Annotated in this window: 15 protein-coding genes; 9 read left to right on the top strand and 6 right to left on the bottom strand. The window is 74.5% G+C overall.

The window, feature by feature from the left end:
• Positions 1-39 precede the first annotated feature (39 nt).
• From Q1A09_RS02245 to Q1A09_RS02260, 4 genes are read left to right on the top strand one after another with little or no spacing between them, the layout of a single operon-like run.
• Complete coding sequence (locus tag Q1A09_RS02245; RefSeq protein WP_299951611.1) at positions 40-1,329, top strand: ribosome hibernation factor-recruiting GTPase MRF; 1,290 nt, start codon at positions 40-42, stop codon at positions 1,327-1,329.
• On the top strand, positions 1,326-1,577 hold the full coding sequence (locus Q1A09_RS02250; RefSeq protein ID WP_299951613.1) for a type B 50S ribosomal protein L31: 252 nt from the start codon (positions 1,326-1,328) through the stop codon (positions 1,575-1,577). The genes Q1A09_RS02245 and Q1A09_RS02250 overlap by 4 nt, the downstream gene beginning before the upstream one ends.
• Positions 1,578-1,580: 3 nt before the next feature.
• Positions 1,581-1,742 carry a 50S ribosomal protein L32 gene (gene rpmF / locus Q1A09_RS02255; protein ID WP_222195170.1) on the top strand — a complete coding sequence of 54 codons (162 nt, stop codon included), beginning with the start codon at positions 1,581-1,583 and terminating at the stop codon, positions 1,740-1,742.
• Positions 1,739-2,140 carry a hypothetical protein gene (locus Q1A09_RS02260; RefSeq protein WP_299951616.1) on the top strand — a complete coding sequence of 134 codons (402 nt, stop codon included), beginning with the start codon at positions 1,739-1,741 and terminating at the stop codon, positions 2,138-2,140. The genes rpmF and Q1A09_RS02260 overlap by 4 nt, the downstream gene beginning before the upstream one ends.
• A gap of 39 nt (positions 2,141-2,179) precedes the next feature.
• Here Q1A09_RS02260 and Q1A09_RS02265 read toward each other — a convergent pair whose 3' ends face one another.
• Complete coding sequence (locus Q1A09_RS02265; protein WP_299951618.1) at positions 2,180-3,604, bottom strand: NADP-dependent succinic semialdehyde dehydrogenase; 1,425 nt, start codon at positions 3,602-3,604, stop codon at positions 2,180-2,182.
• A 246-nt stretch (positions 3,605-3,850) separates the two neighbouring features.
• Between Q1A09_RS02265 and Q1A09_RS02270 the strand changes: the two genes are divergently transcribed.
• Positions 3,851-5,644, top strand: coding sequence for an alkaline phosphatase (locus Q1A09_RS02270; protein WP_299951620.1), 1,794 nt, complete (start codon positions 3,851-3,853; stop codon positions 5,642-5,644).
• 159 nt (positions 5,645-5,803) lie between these two features.
• The gene (locus Q1A09_RS02275; protein ID WP_299951622.1) at positions 5,804-7,321 is read left to right on the top strand and encodes an acetyl-CoA hydrolase/transferase family protein; all 1,518 of its coding nucleotides are present in this window, start codon (positions 5,804-5,806) and stop codon (positions 7,319-7,321) included.
• A 1-nt stretch (position 7,322) separates the two neighbouring features.
• Here the strand turns inward: Q1A09_RS02275 and Q1A09_RS02280 are convergent, their stop codons facing one another.
• Together Q1A09_RS02280 and Q1A09_RS02285 are read right to left on the bottom strand one after the other, a co-directional pair.
• Positions 7,323-7,673: a hypothetical protein gene (locus Q1A09_RS02280; protein WP_299951624.1), complete on the bottom strand. Its 351-nt coding sequence runs from the start codon at positions 7,671-7,673 to the stop codon at positions 7,323-7,325.
• Positions 7,674-7,696: 23 nt separating this feature from the next.
• On the bottom strand, positions 7,697-8,359 hold the full coding sequence (locus tag Q1A09_RS02285) for a hypothetical protein (protein WP_299951626.1): 663 nt from the start codon (positions 8,357-8,359) through the stop codon (positions 7,697-7,699).
• A 105-nt stretch (positions 8,360-8,464) separates the two neighbouring features.
• Here Q1A09_RS02285 and Q1A09_RS02290 point away from each other — a divergent pair, with 105 nt between their 5' ends.
• On the top strand, positions 8,465-9,304 hold the full coding sequence (locus Q1A09_RS02290) for a hypothetical protein (RefSeq protein ID WP_299951628.1): 840 nt from the start codon (positions 8,465-8,467) through the stop codon (positions 9,302-9,304).
• A 16-nt stretch (positions 9,305-9,320) separates the two neighbouring features.
• Here Q1A09_RS02290 and Q1A09_RS02295 read toward each other — a convergent pair whose 3' ends face one another.
• A complete protein-coding gene (locus Q1A09_RS02295) occupies positions 9,321-10,388 on the bottom strand; it encodes an SDR family oxidoreductase (RefSeq protein ID WP_299951630.1) in 1,068 nt (355 codons plus the stop codon).
• A gap of 135 nt (positions 10,389-10,523) precedes the next feature.
• Here Q1A09_RS02295 and Q1A09_RS02300 point away from each other — a divergent pair, with 135 nt between their 5' ends.
• Positions 10,524-11,600 carry a DUF3616 domain-containing protein gene (locus Q1A09_RS02300; protein ID WP_299951632.1) on the top strand — a complete coding sequence of 359 codons (1,077 nt, stop codon included), beginning with the start codon at positions 10,524-10,526 and terminating at the stop codon, positions 11,598-11,600.
• Position 11,601: 1 nt separating this feature from the next.
• Here Q1A09_RS02300 and Q1A09_RS02305 read toward each other — a convergent pair whose 3' ends face one another.
• On the bottom strand, positions 11,602-12,447 hold the full coding sequence (locus Q1A09_RS02305) for a hypothetical protein (RefSeq protein WP_299951634.1): 846 nt from the start codon (positions 12,445-12,447) through the stop codon (positions 11,602-11,604).
• Positions 12,448-12,584: 137 nt separating this feature from the next.
• Here Q1A09_RS02305 and Q1A09_RS02310 point away from each other — a divergent pair, with 137 nt between their 5' ends.
• On the top strand, positions 12,585-14,306 hold the full coding sequence (locus Q1A09_RS02310; protein ID WP_299951636.1) for an amidase: 1,722 nt from the start codon (positions 12,585-12,587) through the stop codon (positions 14,304-14,306).
• 52 nt (positions 14,307-14,358) lie between these two features.
• Here Q1A09_RS02310 and Q1A09_RS02315 read toward each other — a convergent pair whose 3' ends face one another.
• Complete coding sequence (locus tag Q1A09_RS02315; protein ID WP_299951638.1) at positions 14,359-14,808, bottom strand: ASCH domain-containing protein; 450 nt, start codon at positions 14,806-14,808, stop codon at positions 14,359-14,361.
• Positions 14,809-14,989 lie beyond the last annotated feature (181 nt).

Here is a 14,989-nt window from a genome sequence, read left to right on the forward strand (position 1 = left end):
TAGATGAACATGATTCCCGTGTGCAGCTAGGGTGGGGTCATGACCTCCCGCCGCACCCCCCTGGTGCTCGTCAGCGGCCTGGACCGGGACCTGACCGCGCAGGCCGCCACCCCCCTGCTCGACCGGCCCGGCACCGTCGTGGTGCACCACGACGTCCGTGGCCTCGGTCAGGGCGTCGTCGTCCGCACCGCCCGCGAGCGGCGCGGCGACGGGGTCGTCGAGTCCACCGCCGCGATCGAGCTCGCCCACGGCTGCCTGTCCTGCACGCTCCGTCTCGACCTGCTGCCGCTGCTGCGCACCCTGGCCCGCCGGGACGACGTCGACCGGATCGTGCTGCAGCTGGACCCCGCGCTGGAGCCCGAGCACCTGTGCTGGGCGCTGGAGGAGGTCGTCCTCGACGAGGACGCCGAGGAGGACGCCCAGGAGACCGCCGGCGACTGGATCGAGGTGGCCGGGGTGCTCGTCGCCGTCGACGCCGCCCGCTGGTTCGACGCCGCCACCGGCGACGAGACGATGGCCGACCACGGCCTCGCGGCGACGGTGGACGACGAGCGGACGCTGGCCCAGGTCGCCGTCGGCCAGGTCACCGCCGCCGACGCCGTGCTGCTCGCCGGTGAACCGGACGACGGATGGGCCGCGGTCCGGCTCACCGCCGTGCTCGACCGCCTGCTGCCCGGCGCGCCGCGGGGCCGGCTGGGCGCCACCCACCCCGACGAGCTGCTGGCCACGCTGCCGTCCACCGCCACGCGCGGCCGGATGCCCACCCCGCACGACGCCCTGCTCGCCGGCCAGCCGCCGCTGGACGCCGTCGCCGACGTTCAGCTGGTGCACTTCTCCGCCACGCGGCCCTTCTCCCCCGAGCGGCTGCACGAGGCGATCGACGTCCTGATGAGCGGCGTGGTCTGCAGCCGCGGCCGGCTCTGGCTGGCCAGCCAGCCCGACCGGGCCATCTGGCTGGAGTCCGCCGGCGGTGGCCTGCGGATCGGCGACGCCGGCCCGTGGCTGGCCACCCTGGGCGACGACGCCGAGCTGTGGAGCCAGGTCGACCCGGAGCGCTCCGCCGCCGCCGCGCTGCGCTGGGACCCCCTCCACGGGGACCGGGACGTCGAGATCGTCGTGCTCACCCACCGGCAGCCGGCCGAGCTGATCACCGCCGCCCTGTCGGCCGCCCTGCTGACCGACGAGGAGCTGGCCGCCGGCGAGGACGTCTGGCGCACGCTGCCCGACCCGTTCGGCCAGTGGCACGAGGACCCCTGCGAGGCCGCCGGCCCCGCGGACGAGGCAGACCTGCACACCAGCACCACCGACCGAGAGGACCGTTCCCGATGAGAGCCGGCATCCACCCCGAGTACCGCACCGTGGTGTTCCGCGACACCTCCAGCGGCGCGACCTACCGCACCCGCTCCACCATCAGCACCGACCAGACGATCGACCTGGACGGCGAGACGCTCCCGGTGGTCAACGTGGAGATCAGCGCGGCGTCGCACCCGTTCTGGACCGGCAACCAGCGGGTGCTGGACACCGCGGGCCGCGTGGAGCGCTTCAACCAGCGTTACGGCGCCCGGAAGCGGGGCTGACCGATGGCCGTCCCGAAGCGGAGGACGTCCCGGTCCAACACCCGCTCCCGCCGGTCGCAGTGGAAGGCGACGCCGGTGCCCCTGGTGCCGGTGACCGTGGACGGCGTCGTCCGGCTGGTGCCGCAGAAGCTGCGCAAGGCGGCCGAGCGGGGCCTGCTGCCGTGAGGCGCCGCCCGGTGCCGGGCGGGGATGCCGGCGGGCCGATGGTCGCGCTGTGCGTGGGGCACCGCTGCGCGGCGCTGCGGCGGCTGGCCGGCACGGCGGACGGCGTGGAGCAGGTGGCCGAGGCCGTGCGGCACACCACCGGCGCGGTGCTGGTGACCGCCGGCTGCCTGGGCCGCTGCGACCGGGCGGCGCTGGCCGCGCTGTCCCACCGCTCCCCCGGCACCGGCCGGCCGGGCCCGGCGGTCTGGGTGTCGGAGGTGCAGACCCCCGAGCGGACCGCCGGCCTGGTCGCCTGGGTCACCGCCGGCGGGCCCGGGGTCGCCGGCACGGCGACCGACCTGCCCGAGTGCCTGCGCACCGCGGTCGCCGGCGTCGGCCCGCCGCTGCGACCGGCGTGACGCGGCGGGGCGGGGACGTCGTCCCCGCCCCGCCACCGGTCACTCGTTCGCCGAGCCCGCCGAGTCCCCGGCCCGCTGCTCGCTGCTGGGTGCCCCGACCCAGACGGTCTTGGCGTTCATGAACTCGCGCATGCCCAGCTCGGTGAGCTCCCGGCCGTAGCCGCTCTGCTTCACGCCGCCGAAGGGCAGCTGGGGGTAGCTGGTGGTCATGCCGTTGATGAAGGCCATCCCCGACTCGATGTCCCGGACGAACTGCGCCCGCTCCCCCTCGTCCTCGCTCCACAGGTTGGAGCCCAGGCCGTAGGGGTGGCTGTTGGCGATCTCGATCGCCTCGTCCAGGGAGTCGACGGTCCACAGCGCCGCGACCGGCCCGAACACCTCCTCGGCGTACAGGTCCATCTCCGGGGTGATCCCGGTGAGCAGGGTCGGCTCGTAGAACCAGCCCGGCCGGTCGACCCGCTGCCCGCCGACCACGACGGTGGCGCCCTTGGCGCGGGCGTCCTCGACGTAGTCGTGCACGTCCTGCAGGCCCGACTCCATCGCCAGCGGACCGACCTCGGTGTCAGGGTCCATCGGGTCACCGACGGTGAGCGCAGCGATCTTCTCGGCGAAGATCCGGGTGAACTCCTCGGCGACGTCCCGGTGCACGAAGAACCGCTTGGCCGAGATGCAGCTCTGCCCGTTGTTCTGGTTGCGGGAGGTGACCGCGACCCCGGCCGCAGCCTCCAGGTCGGCCGAGGGCATCACGATGAACGGGTCGGAGCCACCGAGCTCCAGCACGGTGGGCTTGAGCGCGTCCCCGGCGATCGAGGCGACCGACTGGCCGGCCGGCGCGCTGCCGGTCAGCGTCGCGGCGACCACCCGGTCGTCGCGGATGACCCGCTCGATCGTCCCGGACCCGATCAGCAGGGTCTGGAAGACGTCGTCGGGGAAGCCGGCCTTGCGGAACAGCTCTTCCAGGTACAGCGCGGTCTGCGGCACGTTGCTGGCGTGCTTGAGCAGGCCGACGTTGCCGGCCATCAGCGCCGGTGCGGCGAACCGCATCGCCTGCCAGAGCGGGAAGTTCCACGGCATGACCGCCAGCACCACGCCGAGGGGCTGGTACGTCACGTACGCCTGCCGGGCACCGACGGCGTCGGAGTCCAGCTGCTGCGGCTCGAGCATCGCCGGCCCGTGCTCGGCGTAGTACCGCAGCGCCTTGGCGCACTTGCCGACCTCGGCCTTCGCCGAGGACAGCGTCTTGCCCATCTCGGTGGTCATCAGCTCGGCGACGCCGTCGGTGTCGGCGTCCAGCGCGTCGGCCGCCGCGCGCAGCCAGCGCACCCGGTCCTCCACCGAGGTGAGCCGGTAGCTGCGGTAGGCGGTGGCGGCCCGACCGATCTTCTCCTCCAACGCGTCGTCGGAGAGCGGGTCGTAGGTCTTCAGCGTCTCCCCGGTGGTGGGGTTGATCGTGGCGATGGCCATGGGGTCTCCCGTCGTCGTCCGTGTCGCGGGTCGGTGCCGGACGGCGGCGCTCGACGGTCCTGGTCGCCAGTGGGCGCTCGGGCGGTCCGGCACGGCTCGCCTGCCCTCTGCACCTGCCCGCGACCCGGAGAGCGGAAACGGCACGGTTGCCGTGACGCAGCCGGCAGGGGAAACGGCCGAGCGTGGGACGCCGGCCGTTCACGTCCGCACCGCCCAGTCGTCGCCCAGCGCAACCACAGTGCCCCCATGCCGCTTGATGCACCCCTGTCCCGCCGCACCGTGCTGAAGGGCGGGGCCGTCACGGCCGCCGCCCTGACCTTCGGTGGGCTCACCGCCGAGGCCGCCCGCGCCACCGTCGCCGAGACCGCCCGCTCCGGCGTCTTCGGCTTCGGCGTCGCCAGCGGCGACCCCACGGCCACCGAGCTGCTGCTCTGGACCCGGGTGACGCCCAGCCCGGAGTCGCTGCCCGGCAGCCGCCGCGGGCCGGCCGTGCCGGTGCGCTGGGAGGTCGCCGCCGACGAGGCGTTCACCCGGATCGTGCGCAGCGGGAACGTCGTCGCCGACGTCAGCCGTGACCACACCGTCAAGGTCGTGGTGAACCGGCTGACCCCCTACACGCGCTACTTCTACCGCTTCACCTGTGCCGGCCAGACCTCCCCGGTCGGCCGCACCCAGACCGCGCCGGACGAGCCGGGGCAGACCCACGCGCTGCGGATGGCCTTCGTGTCCTGCAGCAACTACACCGGCGGCTACTTCACCGCCTACCGCGGCATCGCCGCGCGCGACGACCTCGACTTCGTGCTGCACCTGGGCGACTACCTCTACGAGTACGGCAACTCCCCGCGGGTGGCCGGCGTCGCCGGCTCCGGTGACCGGTACGGCCCGAACGCGCTGATCGGCATCCGCGACCACGAGCCGGCCGTGGAGATGGTGTCGCTGGAGGACTACCGGATCCGGCACGCCCTGTACAAGACCGACCCGGACCTGCAGCGGGCGCACCAGCAGCACCCGTGGATCGTGATCTTCGACGACCACGAGATCACCAACGACGCCTACGACACCGGCGCGGAGAACCACGAGCGGGACGACGACCCGGACACCGCCTACACCGAGCCGGGCAAGCCGGACGGCGTGCGGCCCGAGGGCGACTTCCTGTTCCGCCGGGCGAAGGCGTTCCAGGCCTACCTGGAGTGGATGCCGATCCGCGAGCCGGCGATGTGGCAGCCGCGGCCGAGCAAGGGCCGGCAGTTCTTCCGCCGGTTCGGCTTCGGCGACCTGGCCGAGCTGTCGGTGATCGAGACCCGGCAGAACCGCAGCGAGCAGGTGCCGGGCACCGTGGACGGCGAGCTCAACCCGGCGCTGACCGACACCCGCCGGCACCTGCCCGAGCCGCCGCAGATGGACTGGCTGACGAAGGGCATCAGCTCCGGGCAGACCGACTGGCACCTGGTCGGCAACCAGACGGTGTTCGCCCGGGTGTTCGCCGTCCCACGGCCGGGCACGGTGCCCGGCTCGGTGTTCAACACCGACCAGTGGGACGGCTACCAGGCCGACCAGCGCACCGTGCTGGACGCCATGGCCGCTGGCGGCACCGACCCGGTGGTGCTCACCGGTGACATCCACTCCTCGTGGGCCAACGACCTGCCCACGGACTTCGCCGCCTACCCCGCCGACGGCAACTCGGTCGGCGTGGAGTTCGTCTGCCCGTCGGTGACCAGCAACGGGTTCAAGGAGGCCGTCGGCTCCGCGGCCGCCGCCACCGCGACCACCGCCGCCTTCCAGGCCACCAATCCCTGGGTGCGCTACCTGGAGGGCATCGGCCACGGCTACGTCGTCCTGGACGTGACGCCGGAGCGGGTGCAGGCCGACTTCTGGTTCATCCGCAGCAACGGCGACAAGGGGCTGGCCGTCGACCCGCGGCTGGACCCGCAGGCGACGGTCGGCTACGAGACGTCGTTCGCCACGGTCAAGGGCTTGCGGAAGGTGAGCGGCCCGGTGGCCGAGCTCGGGGCGCGCTCCGACTCGCCCCGCACCTCCTGAGCCCCGCACCGCCTGAGCCCTGGACGGTGAGACGGCTGCGGGTCCGGTGTCACCGGACCCGCAGCCGGGTCGTCCGGCCCCCTCGGGCAGGACGATGGTCCCGCGGCTAGCGTCGGGCGGGTGGGCCGGATCGGCCCGCCACGACGAGGTCGGAGGACGATGAGCACCGCGCGGATCCGCAACGCCGCACTGGCCCGCAAGGTGGTGCCGGCCGCCGAGGCGGCCGCGCTGATCCGGCCCGGTGACACCGTCGGCATGAGCGGGTTCACCGGCGCAGGGCACCCCAAGGCGGTTCCCCCGCTGCTCGCCGAGCGGATCGCCGCCGCGCACGCCGCCGGGGACCCGTTCCGGATCGACCTCTGGACCGGGGCCTCCACCGCTCCCGAGCTGGACGGCGCGCTCGCCGCCGCCGACGGCATCGGGCTGCGACTGCCCTACCAGTCCGACCCGGTCGCCCGGCAGAAGATCAACGCCGGCGACATCGACTACGTCGACGTCCACCTTTCCCACGTCGCCCAGCTGGCCTGGGAGGGGTTCCTCGGCCCGCTGGACGTCGCCGTCGTCGAGGTCAGCGGGATCACCGAGGACGGCCAGCTCATCCCGTCGTCCTCGGTCGGGAACAACAAGACCTGGCTGGACCTCGCCGAGCGGGTGGTGCTGGAGGTCAACAGCTGGCAGCCGGCCGGGCTGGACGGCATGCACGACGTCTACTACGGGACGGCGCTGCCGCCGAACCGCCGGCCGGTGCAGCTCACCCGCCCGCACGACCGGATCGGCGTGCCCCACCTGCGGGTCGACCCGGACAAGGTCGTCGCCGTCGTGGAGACCCATGCCCCGGACCGCAACACCCCGTTCAGCGAGCCGGACGAGGTCGCCCGGTCCATCGCCGGGCACCTGATCGAGTACCTGGAGCACCAGGTCACCCGCGGCCGGCTGCCGGTCGAGCTGCTGCCGCTGCAGTCCGGCGTCGGCAACGTGGCCAACGCCGTGCTGTCCGGGCTGCAGGAGTCCCGGTTCGAGCAGCTGACCGCCTACACCGAGGTGGTGCAGGACGGCATGCTCGACCTGCTGCGCTCGGGCACGCTGGTCTCCGCCTCGGCCACCGCCTTCTCGCTCAGCCCCGGGGCGATCGCCGGGTTCGAGTCGCAGATCGAGGAGTTCCGCGACCGGATCCTGCTGCGGCCCCAGGAGATCAGCAACCACCCGGAGATCGTGCGGCGGCTGGGCGTGCTGGCGATGAACGGGATGATCGAGGCCGACCTGTACGGCAACGTCAACTCCACGCACCTGATGGGCAGCCGGATCCAGAACGGGATCGGGGGGTCGAGTGACTTCGCCCGCAACGCCTACGTCTCCTTCTTCCTCAGCCCGTCGACGGCCAAGGGCGGGGCGATCTCGGCAATCGTGCCGATGGTGTCCCACGTCGACCACACCGAGCACGACGTGTCCGTGGTCGTCACCGAGCACGGGCTGGCCGACCTGCGCGGCCTGCCGCCGCGGCGGCGGGCCCAGCTGGTGATCGAGAAGTGCGCCCATCCGGACTACCGGCCCCTGCTGACCGACTACTACGAGCGGGCCGAGCGCGACGGCCACGGCCGGCACACCCCGCACCTGCTCACCGAGGCGCTCAGCTGGCACACCCGCTACCTGGAGACCGGCAGCATGCTGCCCGACTGAGTCAGGACCGCTTGGCGTCCAGCCGCTGCAGCAGCTCGTCGGCGGCCTGCTCGATCTCCGGGTGGTCGTTCTGGCTGGCCCGCTGCTTGGCGTGGATCAGCGCCGCCCGGTTGACCTTCGAGAAGTCGCCGTAGGGGAACCGGTACCGGCCCTTGGTGCCCTCGCCCTTGTCCTGGTCGACGGCCAGGTGCCACTCGCCGTAGCCCTCCTGGCCCTCGCGTTCGCGGTCGTCGTTCTGCTCGGCGGTGGACGGCGCCGCCTCGGACCACTCGGTGGTGTCGTCGTACTCGCCGGCGTCGATCAGCTTCTCGGCCTGGGTGACGGCGGCGTCGTTGACTCGGTAGGTGGGCATGCCGCCGCCCTACCCCGCAGAGGTCACCCGGGGAACACGTCGTGCTGGGAAAAGAGCAGTTCGCCCGCCTCGTCCTCGACCAGGTCCGCGCGCTCGTCCTCGGCGGCACCGGCCGGCGCCGCGCGCCCGACCACCAGGACCGACCGGCCGGTCGACCGCAGACCGGGCAGGTCGCCGAGGGAGTCCCAGCCGTCGGCGGCGGCCAGCTGGGCCAGGGCCCGGCCCAGGTCTGCCTCATCGCCGACGACCGCATCGTCGCCGTCCGGGGCGGTGCGGGACAGAGCCCGGCGGCCCGCGGCCAGCACCGCCGCCGCGTCGGTGACCAGCAGGTCGTGGCGCTGCAGCACGGCGACCTCCGTGGCCGCACCGGGTGCGTCGTCCTCGCCGGGGTCCGCGGCGCCCTCCGGCACCGCCTCCTCGTCGTCGGTCTCGTCGTCCTCGGCGTAGCTGTGCAGCACGCCGAAGGGGAAGTCGTTGCCGGTGAGGTCGAACTGCGCGTCGGCGTAGCCGAGCACCGCCGGCAGCAGCCGGTCGCTGGCGGCGAACACCTCGGGCATCCCGGCCTCGCCGGTCACCGACGCGACCGCCTCGGCGTGCGCGGTCACCGCCGCGGCGAGCTCGGCCGCGGCGGCCCGCAGCCGCTCGGCGCCGGCGCGGGTGAACTGGGTGAGGTCGTCGTCAGCCACGGCGCCGACCGTACGGGGTGGCCTCGCCGTCGGATCCGACGGCAACGGGCTGCGGCGCCCGCGCGTCGCCGTCGACCGACCGATCCGAGGCAGCAGCATGCACCGGTGGCCAGCGAGCTCCCCGACCTGCACCCGACGGACGGCGGCGCGCTCGTCCCCCCGCCGTCCGGGCGCGCGGTGCTGCTGGCCGCCGTCGCCCGGCCCGCCGCGTCCGCAGCCCTCCGGCTCGCGGGCCAGCAGGGGTGGCTGGTGCCGTGGAACGGCGACGACGTGCTCGTCCTCGGCGACCTGCCGGCAATGGTCGCGGTCGCCGCCGTGGTCAGCGAGACGGCGGCTGGACCGGTCGGGGTGGTGCTGTGGGCGGATCCCGACGACGACCGCGAGCTCGACGAGGGGGAGGTCCCGGAGCCGGCAGCCGGTCTGGTGGTGTGCCACCGCGGCTCCCCCGTGGCCGGCCACACCTGGACCGCGACGGAGCACGACGAGCCGGGCGACGCGCACCTGATCGCCGAGCTCACCGGAAGGCCCGACCGCGAGGTGGGGTTGCGCGCCCTGCTGCGGCGGACGGCGCCCGACCCGGTGGTGCTGCTGCCCGAGCTCACCGCGCTGCTGGACCTGCCCCCTGGACCGCTCGCTCTGCTGTCCCCGGACCTGTCCCCGCCCGGCACCGTGCACGTACCGGCCGTGACCGGCCTGCGGCGCGCCGGTGCCTTCCGGGACGTGCTGGCCGACGTCCCCGAACCGGCGTGGGCCGGCCCGGCCCGCCGCTGGCAGTTCCTCCTCCCGGCGATCGTCGCCGGTTACTTCGCCGTCCGGTCGGCAGCTGCCGGCGTGACCGCCGGCCCGGTCGAGGACGTCTGGGGCTACGGGACGTTGTCCGTGGTGGCGACCACCGCGGCCGTCTGGCGCGCCCGCCGGGACCGGCGCCGCGCCGACCGCGACTGAGCCGGAGGCCCGGCGCTCACCGCAGCGGCGGGATGACCCGGCGGGCGGCCAGCTGCTCGAACAGCTCCAGGAAGCGGGCCTCGGTGTCCAGGCAGTCGGCGAAGCCGGCCTGGCGCAGCTTGATCGTGGAGCTCACGTTGTCGAAGCCGGAGGTGAAGATGAACTCGCCGAACTCCCAGCCGACCAGGTCCTCGTACGGCGTGCGCACCAGGTCGTGCCGGGCGGCCAGCCGCTCCCAGACGTCGCGCCGGCCGGCCATCGCCTCGGCCAGCGGCACCGGCTGCGGTTCGGCGGGCTCCATGCCGAACGCCCGGGCGAACGCCGGGAACAGGTGCCGCCAGCGCAGCTGGTCGCCGTTGGTCACGTTGTAGACCTCGCCGTCGGCGGCCGGCTCGCCCCCGGCCCACACGGTGGCGCGAGCCAGCAGCTCGGCGTCGGTGACCTGGTAGAGCGCGTCGTAGGCGGCCAGGCTGCCGGGGAAACGCAGCGGCTGGCCGAGCTCGCGGCTGATCGCGGCGTAGACGGCGATGACCATCAGCAGGTTCATCGGGTTGCCGACGGCGTAGCCGATCACCCCCTCCGGCCGCAGCACGGTCAGCCGGAAGCCGCGCTGCGCGGCGACCTCGCGGAGCAGATCCTCCTGGTCGTAGTAGAAGTTCGGCTGGACGATCCGCGGGTCGCTCTCCTTGGCCGGGGTGTTGAAGAACCCCATGTGCGCGCCGTAGGCCTTGCCGCCCTGGTAGAGGGTCACGTGCTCCAGCGGCGCGCCGGCGGCGGCCAGCCCGTCGAGGGTGTGCCGCAGCATGCCGACGTTGACCTCCGACAGCTCGGCGGCGGTGGGTCGCTCGGCGTAGGCACCGAACACCAGGTGCGTCGTGTCGGCGGCGGCCGCCAGCCCGTCGCGGGCGGCGTCGGCGTCGCGCAGGTCGACCGCCAGGTGCTCACCGGCCAAGTCCCCGGGCCGGCGGCGGCTGACCCCCCGCACCCGCCAACCGGGACGGCGCCCGTACTCGGCCGCCGCCGCGGCGCCGATCACCCCGCCGGCCCCGGTCACCAGCACGCTGCCCGCTGCCTGCTCCGTCATCCCGCTGCTCTCCCTCGTCCGGTCCGGTGTCCGGGGCCTCCGTGCCCAGCAGCGGGACGACGAACCGGAGATCTCGCGTCGGCGGGCCGACGAGGCGGACCGGATCACCGGCGGCTCCCGTGCCAGGGTGGGCAGGTGACCATCGAGCGCACCGTGCGGCTGTCCTTCGGCTCGGCGTCCCGCGAGGCCGAGACGCACACCAACCTCTCCGCCGTCCGCAGTGACGGCCCGGTGCTGTGGGTGGCCGGCGACGAGACGGCGACGATCGAGCGGCTGGTCGCCGACGACCCGCAGCACCCCACCCGGTACGGCGAGGAGACGACGTTCCGGCTGGCCGAGCTGGTCGACCTCCCCGGCGACGCGGCGGAGGAGGCCGACATCGAGGGCCTGGCCCGCGACGGGCACTTCCTGTGGGCGGTCGGGTCGCACAGCCTGCGGCGCAGACGGATCAAGGACAAGCACGACGGCGAGAAGGCGCTGCGCCGGCTGGCCCGGGTCACCGGCCAGGTCAACCGGCAGGTGCTGGTGCGTCTGCCGGTCACCGAGGTCGACGGGCTGCCCACCCCGGTGCGCGAGCTGACCGTCGACGGCGTCCCGCAGCGCGCCGCGGTGTTCGGCACGCACGGCCCGGACCTGCGCGACCTGCTGGCCGACGACGCGCACCTGGCGCCGTTCCTGCCGATCCCCGGCAAGGACAACGGCCTGGACGTCGAGGGCATCGCGGTGGCCGGCGAGCGGGTGTACCTCGGCCTGCGCGGCCCGGTGCTGCGCGGCTGGGCGGTGGTGCTGGAGCTCCGGCCCGCCGTCGACCCGGCCGACCCGGGCCGGCTGGTGCTGGGCACGTTCGACGACGGTCGCCCGTACCGCAAGCACGTGCTGGACCTGGCCGGGCTCGGCGTGCGCGACCTGTGCCCGCACGGCGAGGACCTGCTGGTGCTGGCCGGGCCCACGATGGACCTGGACGGCCCGGTGCACGTGTTCCGCTGGCACGACGCACTGGGCGCCGACACCCCGCAGGTGGTGCGCGGTGACCTGCTGACCCGCGAGGTCGACCTGCCGTTCGGGCTGGGCACCGACCACGCCGAGGGCATCGGCCTGCTGGACGACGACCCGGCCGGGCCGCGGCTGCTGGTGGTCTACGACAGCCCGGCGCCGCAGCGGCTGCACGAGCACGGGGTGGACGCCGACGTCGTCCGGCTGCCCGCGCGCTGAGTCACAGGCCCAGGGCGGCGATGGTGGCCCGCACCTCGGCGGCGGTGCCCGGCTCCACCGGCAGGTGCGGGAGGAGCGCGGGCACCTCCTCGGGCAGGAGTCCCTCGGCCAGCAGCACGTCCAGCAGCCGGTCCGCGGCGGCCACCGGCACCGGGCGGGGCAGCCCGGCGGCCCCGATGGCGGCCTCGGCGAGGAACAGCGCCCCGGCCAGCTCGTCGACGCCCGGTCCGGTCTCCGGGACGGCGGGTGGCGCGGCCGCCCGGGTCACCGCCTCCGCCGCCCGGACCAGCGACAGCGGCAACCCCTCGGCCTCCACCTCGACCAGCGGGGCGCCGCCCAGGGCGGCGAGGACGAGGTGCTCGGCGTCGATCCGCAGCGGGGCCTCCCACTCCCCCACGCGCACCACCTCGACCAGGTCGGCGCCGTCCTCCCCCAGCTCGTCGAGCAGCTCGGCCCAGTCGCGCGGGCGGGTCTGCCGGGCCCGTTCGGCGGCGCGCACGCAGGTGTCCCGGACGAAGGGGTCGATCACCTCCCGGTCGAACCGCTCGGCGTAGAGGGTGCCCTCGGCGGTCACCGTGTTGAGCGCGTCCTGGAAGCTGCCAGGGCGGGCGTCCCCGAGCTCGAGCCGGCCGTCCTCCTCGCCGCTGAGCGGCTGCCCGGTCGCCGCCCGGGCGCCGATGGTCAGCCCGGTGGCCACCACCCGGCCGCGCAGCCGGGTGTGGTGCGGGTGGTCGGAGAGCCCCACCGCCCAGGCGCACGCCTCGGCGATGAGCGCAGCCGCGCGCTCGCGGAGCACCTCGCGGCTGAGCAGGGCCATGAGATCGGGGCCGAAGTCGCTGTCGAGCACCCCTCCACCATGCCCCTCCGTCACGGCGCGCGGCGCGTCGGGCGCGACGCGCGCGCCGCTGTGCGCTCACCGAGCGCCCGCTGAGCGCCGGGCCTAGCGTGCTTGCACCGCAGCCCCACCAGTGCTCGGAGGAGCCCATGCGCGTCGCCGTCCACCCCCTGCGCCGGAGGGCCGCGGTGACCGCCGCCCTCGCCGCCGCCCTCCTGGTCCCGGCCAGCACCGTCGCCGCCGCCCCGGCCGACCAGGCCGGCGCCGAACGAGGCCGCCCGGACGGCGCCGGCTCCGGCACGCTGCCGCTGCGCGGGCTGGACCTGGACGCGCTCACCATCCCCGAGCTGCAGGAGCGGATGGACCAGCGCAGCCTGACCTCGGTGCAGCTGACCCAGGCCTACCTCGACCGGATCGACGACCTGAACGACGACCTCGGTGCGGTGCTCAGCGTCAACCCCGAGGCACTGGCCGACGCGGCGGCGAGCGACAAGACGCGCAAGCGTCACCAGACGCGGGGACCGCTGGAGGGCATCCCGGTGCTGCTCAAGGACAACGTGGACACCGAGCAGCTGCCGACCACCGCCGGCTCCCGCGCGCTGCTGGACAGCGAGCCGGACGACGCCGTGATCACCCAGCGGCTCCGGGACGCCGGCGCGATCGTGCTGGGCAAGGCGAACCTGTCCGAGTGGGCCAACTTCCGCGGTGCGGCGTCCACCAGCGGCTGGAGCGGGGTCGGCGGGCAGACCGCCAACCCCTACGTGCTCGACCGCAACCCCTGCGGCTCCTCGTCGGGGTCGGCGGTGGGTGTGGCCGCCTCGCTGGCCCAGGTGGCGATCGGCACCGAGACCGACGGCTCGATCGTCTGCCCGGCCGGCGCCAACGGCGTGGTCGGCGTGAAGCCCACGCTGGGCCTGGTCAGCCGTACCGGCATCGTGCCGATCTCCGCCGAGCAGGACACCGCCGGCCCGATGGCCCGGCACGCGATCGACGCCGCGCTGACCCTGGAGGTGCTCGCCGGCACCGACGACGAGGACGCCGCGACCGCGGAGATCCCCGCCGACCTGACCACCGACTTCGCCGACCTCGAGCTCGACGCCCTCGAGGGCGCCCGGATCGGGGTCTGGACGCTGTCGCCCGAGGAGTCCGCCGCGGTCGACGACCAGACCGAGGCGGTGTTCGCCGCGGCGGTGAAGCAGCTGGAGGCCGCCGGCGCGACCGCGGTGCCGGTGACGTTGCCCTATCTGGAGGAGGTCGGCGCCGGGGAGACCCCGGCGCTGCTGGCGGAGTTCAAGCGCGACCTGAACGCCTACCTGGCCGCCACCCCCGGCGACCACCCGACCGACCTGGCCGGCCTGATCGCCTTCAACGAGCAGGACCCGGTGGAGCTGGCCTACTTCGGTCAGGAGCTGTTCGAGCAGGCGCAGGCGGCCACCGTGCCGGCGGAGGACCCGGCGATCCGGGAGACCCGCGACCGGATCCGGACGCTGGCCCGCGCCTCGATCGACGAGGTGCTGGCCCAGGGCGCCGGCCCGGAGGACGACCTCGCCGCGATCGTCGGGCTGACCAACACCCCGGCCTGGCAGACCCGCTACGAGTACCTGGACGGCGAGGCCGACGCCTTCGTCTACAGCACCTCGGGCCCCGCGGCGGTGGCCGGCTACCCGAACGTCACCGTCCCGGCGGGCTTCGCCGGTCCGCGGGAGACGCTGCCCGTCGGCGTCTCGTTCATCGGCACCCGCTGGGACGACGCCCGGATCCTGGACATCGCCGCGGACTTCGAGGACCAGGCCGCGGCCCGCGAGGCGCCGGGCTACCTGCCCACCGTCGGCGCCGACCCGCAGCCGGACAACCCCGAGCCCGGCACCTGAGGACGTGCCCCCGCCCCACCACTGGTACGCCCGTGGGGTCACCGAGCACGGCTCAGTCGGGCAAGCGCGCCACGACGCGGAAGTGCTCCAGCACCACGGGTGTCGTGTCGTCCACTGTGAAGCCCGGGTCGCCGAACACAGCCCTCATCTGGGGGCTGTGCCAGAAGCTCTCGTGCTCGCCGCGCCACTGCGCCACCGTCTGATGTCCCTCGCCCTCATCGAGCGCATGGGACAGGTCGACCTCGCCCAGCGGAACGACGCGCACGTCCGTCGCCTCCAGCACCGCCACCGGGTGCCCCTCGGAGTCGACCAGCACGGAGCGGTCGCCGGCCTGAGGCAGTGGCTCCTCCTCCATCTGGTACGCCAGCGCCAGCGCCGTGGTGCTGGTCTTGCTGCCATCGAGGATCGCGGCGACCAGCCGGTCGCGCAGTCGGCCAGGGAACCCGAACTCGGTCGTGGGCAGACCCGAGGCGACAGCCGGCCTGTGCGCGTCGGTGCTCATCGGTTCATGACCGTAGTCCGGCGGACGTCGTTCACGACGTCGCTGCTGGAGCGGCGTACGTGACGACCGGGGGCTCCGGTGGCGCCGGAGACCCGGCCGTCCTCGTCGATGACGAGGAGGTGCACGTAGCGGGGTCATACCCCGCTGGAGGACCTCCGCTCGCCGCGCACGTGCTGGTCGG

The organism is uncultured Modestobacter sp., assembly GCF_947486615.1.
Classification (GTDB): Bacteria; Actinomycetota; Actinomycetes; order Mycobacteriales; family Geodermatophilaceae; genus Modestobacter.

What these genes read in the sequence shown, in the direction of transcription:
- Q1A09_RS02250 (WP_299951613.1), top strand. Translation starts at nt 1,326, where the DNA reads ATGAGAGCCGGCATCCACCCCGAGTACCGCACCGTGGTGTTCCGCGAC.
- Q1A09_RS02270 (WP_299951620.1), top strand. Translation starts at nt 3,851, where the DNA reads ATGCCGCTTGATGCACCCCTGTCCCGCCGCACCGTGCTGAAGGGCGGG.
- Q1A09_RS02275 (WP_299951622.1), top strand. Translation starts at nt 5,804, where the DNA reads ATGAGCACCGCGCGGATCCGCAACGCCGCACTGGCCCGCAAGGTGGTG.
- Q1A09_RS02245 (WP_299951611.1), top strand. Translation starts at nt 40, where the DNA reads ATGACCTCCCGCCGCACCCCCCTGGTGCTCGTCAGCGGCCTGGACCGG.
- Q1A09_RS02280 (WP_299951624.1), bottom strand. Translation starts at nt 7,673, where the DNA reads ATGCCCACCTACCGAGTCAACGACGCCGCCGTCACCCAGGCCGAGAAG.
- Q1A09_RS02315 (WP_299951638.1), bottom strand. Translation starts at nt 14,808, where the DNA reads ATGAGCACCGACGCGCACAGGCCGGCTGTCGCCTCGGGTCTGCCCACG.
- Q1A09_RS02265 (WP_299951618.1), bottom strand. Translation starts at nt 3,604, where the DNA reads ATGGCCATCGCCACGATCAACCCCACCACCGGGGAGACGCTGAAGACC.
- Q1A09_RS02295 (WP_299951630.1), bottom strand. Translation starts at nt 10,388, where the DNA reads ATGACGGAGCAGGCAGCGGGCAGCGTGCTGGTGACCGGGGCCGGCGGG.
- rpmF (WP_222195170.1), top strand. Translation starts at nt 1,581, where the DNA reads ATGGCCGTCCCGAAGCGGAGGACGTCCCGGTCCAACACCCGCTCCCGC.
- Q1A09_RS02310 (WP_299951636.1), top strand. Translation starts at nt 12,585, where the DNA reads ATGCGCGTCGCCGTCCACCCCCTGCGCCGGAGGGCCGCGGTGACCGCC.